At 61.7% G+C, this 12836-nt stretch carries 5 protein-coding genes; 4 read left to right on the top strand and 1 reads right to left on the bottom strand.

All coding sequences use genetic code 11. The annotated features are described in order from the left end of the window. Positions 1-11 precede the first annotated feature (11 nt). The 4 genes from F3J17_RS30880 (at position 12) to F3J17_RS30865 (ending at position 11917) form a co-directional block, all read left to right on the top strand. Positions 12-9521, top strand: coding sequence for a hemagglutinin repeat-containing protein (locus F3J17_RS30880; RefSeq protein WP_167068538.1), 9510 nt, complete (start codon positions 12-14; stop codon positions 9519-9521). After that, positions 9518-9748, top strand: a complete 231-nt coding sequence (locus F3J17_RS30875) for a hypothetical protein (RefSeq protein WP_167068535.1) — start codon at positions 9518-9520, stop codon at positions 9746-9748. The genes F3J17_RS30880 and F3J17_RS30875 overlap by 4 nt, the downstream gene beginning before the upstream one ends. Before the next feature lie 8 nt (positions 9749-9756). Next, entirely contained in the window at positions 9757-10116 is a 360-nt protein-coding gene (locus tag F3J17_RS30870; RefSeq protein WP_167068533.1) for a DUF6572 domain-containing protein, read from the top strand. A 73-nt stretch (positions 10117-10189) separates the two neighbouring features. Then, positions 10190-11917 carry a ShlB/FhaC/HecB family hemolysin secretion/activation protein gene (locus tag F3J17_RS30865; RefSeq protein WP_167068530.1) on the top strand — a complete coding sequence of 576 codons (1728 nt, stop codon included), beginning with the start codon at positions 10190-10192 and terminating at the stop codon, positions 11915-11917. A gap of 57 nt (positions 11918-11974) precedes the next feature. Here the strand turns inward: F3J17_RS30865 and F3J17_RS30860 are convergent, their stop codons facing one another. After that, complete coding sequence (locus F3J17_RS30860) at positions 11975-12826, bottom strand: carbohydrate ABC transporter permease (protein ID WP_167068527.1); 852 nt, start codon at positions 12824-12826, stop codon at positions 11975-11977. Positions 12827-12836: the final 10 nt, after the last annotated feature.

Below are 12836 nucleotides of genomic sequence, written 5' to 3'. Positions count from 1 at the left end.
GGGTTGGTTCGATGAATCGCAGTTACAGGCTGGTCTATAGTTGCGCGCGCAATATGCTGGTTGCTGTCGAAGAAACGGCAGCGGCAGCAGGCAAGACGGGGGAAACACGGGCAGCCGCGCGCGCTTCGCTGCTATCCTGTATTCGTCAACCGCTGCGTCGCCTTTTCCCTGCTGCATTGATCGCACTCGCACCGATGCTGTCATTCGCGCAGATCGTAGCGGGCGGTGCGCACGCACCCAACGTTATCCAGACGCCCAACGGGCTCGATCAGATAAACATCAACCGGCCTTCTGGCGCTGGCGTATCAGTCAATTCCTATAGCCAGTTTGATGTGCAGTCGAAAGGCGCGATCCTGAACAACTCGCCGACGATGGTGCAGTCGCAACTCGGCGGCATGATCAATGGCAATCCTAATTTTAATTTGGGTCAGGCTGCGAAGGTCATCGTCAACCAGGTCAGCAGCGCGAGCGCATCGCAATTCAATGGGGCGCTCGAAGTTGCGGGCCAGCGCGCGAATGTCATTCTGGCAAATCCGTCTGGGATTTCGGTCAACGGTGGCACGTTCATCAACACGAGTCGCGCGACCCTCACGACCGGCACGCCGAATTACGCGACGGATGGCTCCGTGTCGGGATTTAATGTCACTGGCGGCAACATCGCGATCACTGGCGCGGGCCTGAACGCGTCGGGCGTGGATCAGGTCGATCTGCTGGCGCGCGCCGTGCAGGCCAATGCGGCGGTCTACGCGAGGAACCTCAAGGTCGTGACCGGTGCGAATAGCGTCGAATACAACACGCTCAACGCCACGCTGATTGCGGGCGACGGCGCAGGGCCTGGGGTCTCGATTGACGTCAGCAGTCTCGGCAGCATGTACGCCAATCGCATCGTGCTTGTTGGCACGGAGGCGGGCGTTGGTGTGTCGCTCAAGGGAGTCACGGCAGCGCAATCCGGCGACCTCGTGCTGACTTCGGCGGGCAAACTGGTGCTGGCAGGCCAGGCAAACGCAAGCGGCAATATCGTTGCGAATGCAACGGGCGGCATCGACAACAGCGGCACAACCTACGCGCAGCAGAGCGTCAGCCTGAGCGCATCGGGTGCGCTGACGAACAGCGGCCTGGTTGCCGCGCAACAGAACACGACGGCAAGCGCTGCTTCTGTGAGTTCGACCGGCACGTTCGCTGCCGGCGTGAACAATGATGGATCGCTTGCGCAGTCGGGCGACCTGAGCGTGAGCGCATCGGGCGCGGTCACGGCGACCGGTCGCAATGTCGCGGGCGGCAATGCGGGCATCAGCGGCGCGTCGGTCAATCTCGCGGGCGCGACCAACTCCGCTAACGGCGCGCTTGCGCTCACAGCGAGCGCCGGCGATCTGAACCTGTCGAGCACAACCACGACCGCGGGCGGTACGCTCGACGCGCGCGCGAGCGGCACGCTCACGAACGACAACGGCGCGATGTCGTCAGGCGGCGCGCAGACCATCGCGGCGGGCGCACTCTCGAATCGCGGCGGGCAGATCGTCTCGGGTAGCACGCTGACCGAAAACGTCACGGGTGCGACGAACAATCAGGGCGGCACGATGCAGGCCGCGGGCGCGCTCGCCTCATCGAGTGGTTCGCTCGACAACTCGGGCGGCACCGTCGCCTCGCTGAACGCAGACGGCGTTTCTATCTCGTCGAGCGGCATGCTCAACAACGGCGCGGGCGGCAGTATCGGCGGCAATGGCGCGGTCAGCGTGCGTGCGGGACAGATCGCTAACGCGGGTTCTATAACGGCGGTCCAGAGTCTGATTGCGTCGGCCGTGCAGACCCTGTTCAACAGCGGCACGTTCGCAACGGATGCGGACATGACGCTTTCAGCCGGGACGACGCTCTCAAACGCGGGCCAGTTCGGCGCGGCGCGTTCGCTCGTGCTTTCTGCGGCGACGTTCGATAACAGCGGCGGCGCGGTGAGCGCGAACCAGTTCACGCTTCACGCGGCGAATCTGGTGAACCATGGCGGCACGATCACGCAGACCGGAACCGGTGCGACGACGCTCGACGTGACCGGCACGCTCGACAATTCGGCGGGCGGCACGCTCCAGACCAACAGCACCGACCTGACGATTGCTCCGGCCACGCTCGATAACGACGGCGGCACCATCACGCACGCGGGAACCGGCAATCTGTCGATCAACGCGGGCAACGGTTCCGGCACGGTATCGAATGTCGGCGGGAAGATTGCCGGTAACGGGCAGATCGCCCTTCAGGGCGGCGCGCTCAACAACACGGGTGGTTCGATCGCGGCGCAAAGCGGCTTGAACGCAGCGATTGGCGGCACGCTCGACAACACCAACGGCAAGCTGCTTTCGAACACGGATACCAGTCTCACAAGCGGCACGCTCAACAACACCAGCGGCCAGATTGGTGCAGGCACGAAGGAGGCAATCAGCACAGGTTCGCTGTTCAATAACGGCGGCACGATTGTCGCGCCGAATCTCACGCTGACCGGTACGACGCTGGACAACAGCGGCGGCGATATTGAAGCCAATCAGCTTTCGCTGACGGCCGCCAACCTCACGAATCGCGGCGGTTCCATCACGCAGTATGGCGCAACGGCGATGGGCTTCAATGTGAGCGGCGCGTTCGACAATTCGGACGGCGGCACATTCCAGACGAGTAGTACCGACCTGACGCTTGCCCCTGGCTCGCTCGACAACGACGGCGGCACGATTACGCACGCGGGGACGGGCAACGTGACGGTTGACGCCGGCAACGGCTCGGGGTCGATATCGAACGCGGCCGGTACGATTGTCAGTAATGGCAAGGTCGCGCTTCAGGGCGGTTCGCTCAACAATACAGCGGGTTCAGTTTCCGGTCAGAAGGGGCTAACGGCGAATGTCAGCGGCGCGCTGGACAACGGGAACGGCAAACTGCTGTCGAACACGGACACGGGCATTTCCAGCGGCTCGCTGAACAACGACGGCGGCCAGATCGGTGCGGCCACGAGCGAGACAATCAGCACGGGATCGCTGACCAATAACGGCGGCTCGATTGTCGCGCCTGACCTCACGCTGACGACGGGCGCGACGCTCGACAACAGCGGCGGCGATATTGAGGCGAACCAGCTCGCCCTGACCGCGACAGACCTGCTGAACCGTGGCGGCTCGATCACGCAATATGGCACGTCGTCGATGGGCTTCAGCGTCAGTGGCACGTTCGACAATTCGAACGGCGGCACGCTGCAAACCAACAGCACGGATTTCACGCTCGCGCCAGGCGCATTGAACAACGATGACGGCTCGATCATCGACGCCGGCACGGGCACGCTGACGATTGCACCCGGCTACGGCTCGGGCACGATTTCAAATGTCGGCGGCAAGATCATCGCGGCTGGCCAGATCGCGGCACGCGCAGCGAGCCTGAACAACGCGAACGGCGTGCTCGCCGCGCAAGGCCGGATCGCGGCGAACATCGCGGGCGACCTGAACAACACGCAAGGGTCGGTTCGTTCGCTCTCGTCGCTGTCGCTCGCGAGCGGCGGCACGCTCTCGAACACGAACGGGCAAATCCAGTCCGGCACGGGCACGACCGGCGACACAGGCACGCTCGCGGTTCAGGCCGCTTCAGTCGACAACACGAACGGCCTCGTCGGCAATCTCGGCACGGGCGATACGACCGTGCAAGGCGGCAGCCAGACGGTCAACAGCGGCGGCGTTATCACGGGCAACGGCGCGGTCAAGGTCGATACGTCGGCGCTCTCGAACACGCAGAACGGCCAGATCAGCGGCGCAAGCGTCACGGTGCACGGCGATACCGTCGACAACAGCGGCGGCCAGATTGGCAGCTTCGCCGGTTCGAACGGCGATGTCGCGATCACGACGACGGGCACGGTCACCAATGCGAACGGCCAGATTGGCGCGGCGCACGACCTTGACGTGAATGCCGCGACCCTCACGGGCGGCGGTAGTTACAGCGCGGCCAACGATGTCGCGGTCAGCGTTCAGGGCGATTTTGCGCCGACGCCGGATGTCCAGTTCAACGCGGGTCATGACCTGTCCTTTACCCTGCCGGGTACATTCAGCAATAACGCGCTCGTCGAGGCCGCGAACAACCTGAACATCAACGCGGCCGATGTCCAGAACAACGGCGTGATGATGGCGGGCGGCACGCTCTCGACGCAGTCGACCACGCTGGAAAACACCGGGACGATGGTCGGCGGCAGCGTCTCGCTCAATGCGACGCAGTCGCTGACGAACACCGGGCCGACCGCGCTCATTGGCGCGACGGACAGTAACGGCACGCTCGAACTGCTGTCGAACGACATCGAGAACCGCGACGACACGACGGCGACCGATACGCAGGCGACCACGGCGATTTACGGTCTCGGCAAGGTCGTACTCGCAGGCGGCAAGGATGCGAGCGGCAACTACACGAATGCGAACCTGATCCGCAACCAGTCGGGCCTGATTGAATCGGCCGGCGACATGGAACTGCACGCCGGCCAGGTCACGAACACGCGCACGACGATGACGACGACGGGCCTGAACCAGTCCGTCGATCCTGACCTGCTTGCACAGCTTGGAATCAGCCTGTCGGGCTGCACGGCGCTGGACATGAATGCGTGCTCCGAGGGGCATCCCTACGTCGGCTGGACGACCCAGGGCGATCCGAACGCCATCGGCGGCGCCTATACCATTCCGCCGCACGGCGGCCAGTGGAACAGCGGCTATCAGTACACGATCTACACGGGCGTCGCGCTCGCGAACCTGATTGCAGGTATCAGCCCTCAGGCGCAGATCGTCTCAGGCGGCAATCTCGATGCGTTGAATGTCGGCACGTTCCAGAATTACTGGAGCGCGGTCGCGGCGGTCGGCAATATCGCTGCTCCCCAGACGCTCGACCAGAATAGCTGGCAAGGCCAGGCCGCGCCTGGCGTGCAGGTCACGTACTCGGGCTATTACCACTACACGAATTACGACCACAGCATCGCGGACTGGACGCTGCCGTTCGGCAACGCGCCGTTCATCGGCAACAATCCTGGCGGCTATACGCAGGCCGCGCCCGCCGATATCCGCAACTATGCGCTGCCCTCGTATGAGTCGAGTTTTGTCGCGGGCGGCACGCTGTCGGGCAACGGAATCAGCATCGACAACACGGCGGGCAATGCGGGCGTGCCTTCGCTGAATCTCGCGCCTGGTCAGGCCATGTCTGGCGTGAACATCAACGGCGTGAGCGGCAATGCGAGTGGCGCGGACGCCGGTAGCGCGTCGGCCGCGCAAGGCAGCGCGAGCGGTGGGAAATCAGGCGCGGCGTCGGTCAAGGGCGGCGGCGGCATGGTCGACCCGACCATCGCGAGCGCCACGGCGCAGAACGTGCTGCAAAACCTGTCGATACCGCCAGGCGGCCTGTTCAGCCCCGCCACCGCACCGGGCGCAACGTACCTCATCGAATCGAACCCGGCATTCACGAACGCGAAGACGTTCATTTCGAGCGACTACTACCTGCAACAGCTTGGCCTGAATCCGCAGACGACGGAGAAGCGCCTGGGTGACGGGTTCTACGAGCAGCAGCTTGTGCGCAACCAGATTACGTCACTCACAGGCAAGGTGGTGCTTGGGCCGTACACCGATCTTCAGGGCATGTACGAATCGCTGCTTGCAGCAGGCGCGTCGCTGTCGAAGTCGCTTGACCTGCCGCTTGGCATGAGCCTGTCGCCTGAACAGGTCGCGGCACTCACGAGCAACGTCATCATCATGCAGACCAAAACCGTCAACGGTCAGCAGGTACTCGTGCCGGTCGTCTATCTCGCCAAGGCCAGCCAGCAGAACATGAACGGCCCGCTGATTGCGGCAACCGACATCGACATCCAGAACGCGCAGACCTTCACGAATGGCGGCACCGTGCAGGCTGCAAACACGATGTCGATCCAGGGGGCGCAGATCAATAACGCGTTCGGCTCGCTGCAAAGCGGCGGCCTCATGTCGCTGACAACCGCGGGGAATGTCGACCTGACTTCGGCGACCGTGAATGCGGGCAGTCTCGCGCTGAATGCGGGCGGCGACCTGCTGCTGAACACGACAGTCAAGACCGTTGACCAGGTCAGCGCGACTGGCGCGACGCGCACCACGACGACGCTTGGCCCCATCGCGAACCTGAACGTGGCGGGCAACGCCGTGATTGTCACGGGCGGCAATGTCGAGCAGAACGCGGGCAACCTGAACGTCGGCGGCAGTCTCGGCATGTCGGTCGGCGGCAACTACGACATTGGCTCGGTGCAGACCGGCGAACACAAGATCGTCGAGCGCGCGAACGGCGTGTCGAATACCGACCTCAACCAGACGACGGGCAGTTCGATCAAGGTCGGCGGCGTGTCGGCGATTGGCGTCGGCGGCGACCTGACGGCGACCGGCGCGAACATCAATCTCGCGGGCGGCGGCACACTGGCGGCAAACGGCAACGTGAACCTTCAGGCGGCCAAGTCCACGTCAACGGTCGATAGCAACAGTTCGGGTAGCGACGGACACGGCAGTTACTCGGAGTCGTCGCACCGCTCGGACGATACGCTGACTGCAACCACGCTCAATGCGGGCAATTCGCTGACCGTAGCATCGGGCAAGGACATCAATGTCACGGGCAGCGCAATCAGTCTCGACAAGGGAACGGCGACGCTCGCGGCAGCAGGTAACGTCAACATCGGCGCAGCGACCGAAACGCACGTCGACAACGAACAGGAACAGCACAAGCACAGCAACGTCGTGAGCGGCAAGGAAGTCGCGAGTTCGAGCAACAGCACCGCGACGCTCGCGCAAGGCAGCATGGTTTCGGCGGACGGCGTGGCGATCAGCAGCGGCAAGGATATCAACGTCGCGGGCAGCACGATCGTCGGCACGAACGATGTCGCGCTGAATGCTGCGCATGGCGTGAATATCACGACGACGCAGGACACCATGCAGTCGTCGAGCAGCTACCAGGAGAAAAGCACGGGCCTGGGGACGGCCGGCCTGTCAGTGACGGTCGGCACGAACAAGCTCGCGACGACGAATGAAGCATCGAGCGTCACGAACAACGCAAGCACGGTCGGATCGCTGAATGGCGACCTGTCGATCAACGCGGGCAATACCCTGCACGTTACCGGCAGCGACCTTGTCGCGGGCAAAAACCTCGCGGGTACGGCGGCGAACGTCATCATCGACGCAGTAACCGATACGTCGCACCAGGCGCAGACGCAGAAGACCAGCAGCAGCGGACTCACAATTGGCCTGGCCGGTTCGGTAGGCGATGCGATCAATAACGCGTATTCGGAAAGTCAGGCGGCGAAGAATTCGACCCGCACCGGCAACGACCGCGCGGCAGCGCTGCACAGTATTGCTGCTGCGGGCGATATTGGTCTGGCGGCCTTCACCAAGGCTGGCATGACGAAGGACGGCACGCCGGATATCGGCGTCAAGGTCAGCATTGGATCGAGCAAGAGCGAAAGCCAGTCGTCTGAAGACCAGACGATGCAACGCGGCTCCAGTGTGCAGGCAGGCGGCACGGCGGGATTCGTCGCGACCAATGGCGATGTGACTATCGCCGGGTCGAACGTCAGCGCGAACGATGTCATTCTGGCGGCAAAGAATCAGGTCAACGTCATCAACACGACCGACACGGATTCGACGCGTAGCTCGAACAGTTCGAGCAGTGCAAGTATCGGCGTGCAGTACACCACGGGCGGCGGCTTTGGCGTCTCTGCTGCGATGTCGAACGCTCACGGCGATGCGAACAGCGACGCGTCGATCCAGAACGCTTCGCATGTGAACGGCGCGAACAGCGTCACGGTGATATCGGGCGGCGATACCAACATCATCGGCTCGCAGATCAACGGCAAGCAGATCGCGGCCGACGTGGGCGGCAACCTGAACATCACGAGCGTGCAGGACACCACACAAAGTAATGCTCATCAACAAAGTTCTGGTGGTGGCTTCAGCATCAGCCAGGGTGGAGGTGGAGCAAGCTTCAGCACACAGCATGGAGACGGACATGGCAACTACGCCAACGTCACAGAGCAGGCCGGAATCAATGCGGGCGACGGTGGGTTCGATATCAATGTGAAGGGGAACACGGGCCTGATGGGCGCGGTGATCTCCAGCACGGCGGATGCGGAGAAAAGCAGCCTCACTACCGGCACGCTCAGCTTCTCCGATATCCAGAATCACAGCGATTTCAGCGCCTCGAGCAGCGGCTTCAGCGCAGGCGGTGCGATGGGAGCGCCGGACAAGGCAGTGGGTCCGGCGTCGGTGAGCGGCTCGGGCGGCGTCACGCCGATGATGGGCCAGCACGACAGCGGTAATGAAAACGGCACGACGCGCAGCGCGGTGAGCGCGGGCACCATCACGATCAACGACACGGCCCACGAGACGCAGGACGTGGCGAACCTGAGTCGCGACACGACGAACACGAACGGCACGGTCACGAAAACGCCGGATGTGAATGATCTGCTGGACAGGCAGTCGGAAATGATGGGGGCGGCCAGTGCGGCGGGCCAGACGGTGGCGCAGGGAATCGGCGAATACGCCGACATGAAGCAGAAGGAAACGGGGGATGCGGCGTGGGCCGAGGGTGGCCTGGACCGCACTGCCCTGCACATCGCCGGTGGTGCGCTGGTGGCGGGCCTTGGCGGTGGAAGCATTGGAAGCGCGGCGCAAAGCGCGGCGGGCGGGGGCATTGCGTCGGCGTTTGCCGGGAAGCTGAACAGCCTGGCCGATGGAATCGGCGGCGAAACAGGCTCGATGCTTGCGGGTAACATCATGGCGAACGTGCTCGCGGGTGCGGGTGGCGCACTGGTTGGCGGCAGCACGGGTGCGTTCACCGCGGCCAACGTAGACTTGTACAACCGGAGCACTGGCAACGGCGATGGCAAGGGCGGTACGGGTAGCCAGGTTCTGGACTGGATCGGTGGTCAGCTTGCGAGCGCAGGACGTGGCGCGGAAAATCTGGCGAACCAGTTCGCGGCGCTGGTGAACGCAAACGGGCCGCAGGGTCCGTATTTAAGTCCGGATGACCTGAACGGTCCGGGCGGGAGCTCGAAGCCGCCGGCAACGGGTGGTTCAGCGGTTCCGGTAGCGGTGTGTGTGCCGCCGGTGTGTACGGTGGTACCGGCAGCGACGTCGGGAACCGCAGGTTACGCCCCGGGCAACGCGACGTTGAATAGCGGGAACAACGATAGCGAAGCCGGTGGCAGTGCTTCGGGCGATGTTAATCTGGCATCGCCTGATAGAACGACTCATATACTTACCGGAGATGCAACCGGCGGAGGCCATCAATGGCCAGGCGGCCCCGGTAAGTCCGTGTTCCCGGAGAATTGGCCAGCCTCGAAGATTATGGACGCAGTCTCGGATATCGCCACTGACCCGACCATTGCTGAAACTGTTCAAGCTAACGGCAGAATAGTTAAGAATGGTACTCGGGATGGTATCGACATTCGTGTCGTAATCGAACCGGCTAGCAAGGGTGGCGGGATCGTCACGGCATTCCCAACAAATGTCCCGAGAAATCCTAAATGACTATGCAGCAAGAGCCTTATGGCGAGATTGAGCGACTGATGCGCGAATCTCTTGAACAGACTGGGAGCGAAATCTCCGAACGTGACCGCAACGACGTAGCGGAATACATTGACTTCGGCGAGTATGGCGTGGCCTATGAACTGCTGACGTGCGTTCTTGATAAATTACAGATTGCCCATCCAGAATCGTTGCTAGCTGCAGGAAAAATGATGGGTATGAGTAGTTGATGTGGAGAATGTCCATCCAAGACACATACGTTGTTGATGTGATCGGCATCGACGCACCCAACGGCATCACTTGTTTGGGAATATCCGATCATCTGGAATGGGATCAGGAGGAACAGGTTCATCTTGAATTGCTTCAAAGCAAGATCAACACATATCTGGTCTATCTGGAAAGTGGACAGGTTTACGAAAACAATCCCAATACGAGAGATTGCAAATTCGTCATCGAAATTTACTCGAAGTACGACCTTTCTCCCCGGGTATTGGACTTTTTCAAAGAAGCACGCGCTATTGTCCGTGGGGCTGGCTTTGAACTTACCTACAAGGTTCCTGCGTCTGGTGACACTTCTCAGGCACACGACACTCATTGAATATCTACAGACGCTAAACGCTTAAAAAGTACGCCGGACTCCTGTCGGAGTCCGGCTCTATCTCGCATCTCCTATGAAAATCAGAAAGAGCCTGGCGGCGCTGCCGCTAACGGCTTTGGTCGCGCTCGCGTCCAACGTCCAGGGACAAAGCCTCGGCGGCATCGAAACCGAACAGAACCAGCAGCAGCGGCGCGACGCACAGCAGCGCGAAGCCGCCGTATCGGCGCCTGCCGTGCGTTCGACCGTGACGAAGATCGAAGCCTTTCCTGCGCTGCCTACCGAAACGCCGTGCTTTCGCATCGACCGCTTCGCGCTCGACGTGCCTGACACGCTCCCGGCCGCGGCGCACACAAAAGGCGCGTCCGCGCTGCCGCTCGATCCCTTCGCCTTCGCGCGCGAATGGCTCGACCACTACAAGGGGCAATGCGTCGGCAAGCAAGGCATCGACATACTGAGCAAGGCATTGCAGCAGGCCGTGCTGAGTCGCGGTTACGTGACCACGCGCGTACTCGTGCCGCAGCAGGATTTGACGAACGGCACGCTGTCGTTCGCGCTCGTGCCGGGTCTCGTGCGACAGATCCGACTGACCGACCCTTCCATGTGGGGAACATGGAAGAACGCGTTTCCGGTCAGCGGCGGCGACCTGCTGAACATGCGCGATCTTGAGCAGGGTCTGGAGCAGATGAAGCGCGTCGCGAGTCAGGACGTGGACATGAAGATCGAGCCGACCGATATCGCAGGCGAAAGCGATGTCGTTGTATCGGTCAGGCGCACGAAGCCCTGGACGTTCGTTGCGTCGGTCGACAATTCGGGCACGTCGTCGACGGGCAAGTGGCAAGGTAACATCAGCCTTGGCATTGATAACCCGCTTGGCCTGAACGACGTATTCACGGTCGGCGCGAATCAGGATTTATCGTTCGGCAACAAGTCGCTCGGTTCGCACGGGTTCAATGGTTCGTACTCCATTCCGTTTGGATACTGGACGGCGACGCTGTCGGGCAACACGAACACCTACTACCAGAACATCGCGCTCGTGAACGATACCGCCGTCTCAAGCGGCAATTCACAGACGGCCGCGCTGCGTATCGCGCGCGTGCTCTCGCGCGGGAAGAACGACGTGCTCGGCGGATACGTCCAGCTATCGAAGCGCTTCGGCGACAGTTTCATCGACGATACGACGATACCGACGCAGGCGCGCAACAACACGTTTCTGGAGTTTGGCGCGACCGACCGGCATTACTTCGGCGCTGCGCAGTTCGACGGCACGCTCGCCTACCGACAGGGCATCGGCGGGCTTGGCGCAACGCCAGACCCCTATATCGACGGCCCAACGTACCGCTTCCACATGGCCGTTCTCGACGCGAACCTGTCGATCCCATTCGCCATCGCAAATCAGGCGTTCCGTTACGTGACGACGTTTCACGGCCAGTTCACCAACGACACGCTTTTCTACATCGACGACCTGACCATCGGCAGCCGGTACACCGTGCGCGGCTTCGACGGAGAAACGATGCTCGCGGCCGAACGCGGATTCTACTGGCGCAACGAACTGCAATGGCCGGTCCTTCAGACGGGGCAGACGTTGTATGCGGGGATCGACTACGGGCGCGTGTTCGGGCCGAACACGGTGTTACTGGCGGGGACGCAACTGGCGGGAGCCGTGATTGGTATTCGCGGCGCCGTGCCAACAAAGTATGTTGGCGTCTCCTACGACCTGTTTGCAGGGACGCCGATCTACAAGCCTGAAAGTTTTCCCACCGCCCGATGGACGATCGGGTTCCAGATTACCGGACAGTTCTAACGCGGATCTCGCATAAGATCGCGCGGTTAAGCGCCGCGCGATCTAAAATACCACCCCTCATCCCTTCGTCGCCCCAAACGTCAGCCCCGCGACAAAGTGTTTCTGCATCGCAAAGAACATCGCAACCGACGGTAGCGCAGCCAGAATCGACCCAGCCGATACCAGATTCCACGCCGTCGTCCATTGCCCCTTAAGCGCAGCCACGCCCACGGTAATCGGCGCGGCATCATCGCCTTGCGTCAGACATAGTGCCCAGAAGTAATCGTTCCACACGAACGTGAACACGAGAATTGCGAGTGCAGCCAACGCCGGCCGGATCAACGGCAGAATGATGCGAAAGAAAACCGTCCACTCGTTCGCGCCTTCGATACGCGCTGCTTCCACCAGTTCGAACGGCAACTGCTTGATAAAGTTGCGCAGAAACAGTGCACAAAATCCCGTCTGAAACGACAGGTGAAACAGAATCAGCCCACCCACTGAGTTATACAGTCCGAGCTTCAGCGTGAGATCGCGCACGGGAATCATCAGCACCTGAATCGGCACAAAATTCCCTGCAACAAAAGCCGCAAAGAGCGCCGAATTTCCCGGAAAGCGATAAATCGCCAGAGCGAAACCCGCCATCGCCGCGAGCGCAATCGCGCACGCAACAGAGGGCAGCGTGATCAGCACGCTATTCCAGAAGTAGTGCAGCATCGGCGAAGTCGTCAGCGCTTCTCGATAGTTCTCGATCAGCGCGAAATGCTTCGGCCAGCCCCAATAATTGCCTTCGCTCAGTTCATCAGTAGAGCGTATCGATGTCACCATCACGGCGATCATCGGCAGCAGCCAGATCAGCAGCGCGATGGGCAGTGAGAGCTTGTAGAGCCGCCGCGGCGCGGGCTTCCATTTGTCGATGGGAATCGGAAACATATCGATAACC

It is taken from the genome of Burkholderia sp. Ax-1719, from assembly GCF_011753055.1.
Lineage (GTDB): Bacteria > Pseudomonadota > Gammaproteobacteria > Burkholderiales > Burkholderiaceae > Paraburkholderia.
This window is presented reverse-complemented; position numbering and strand designations above follow the sequence as displayed.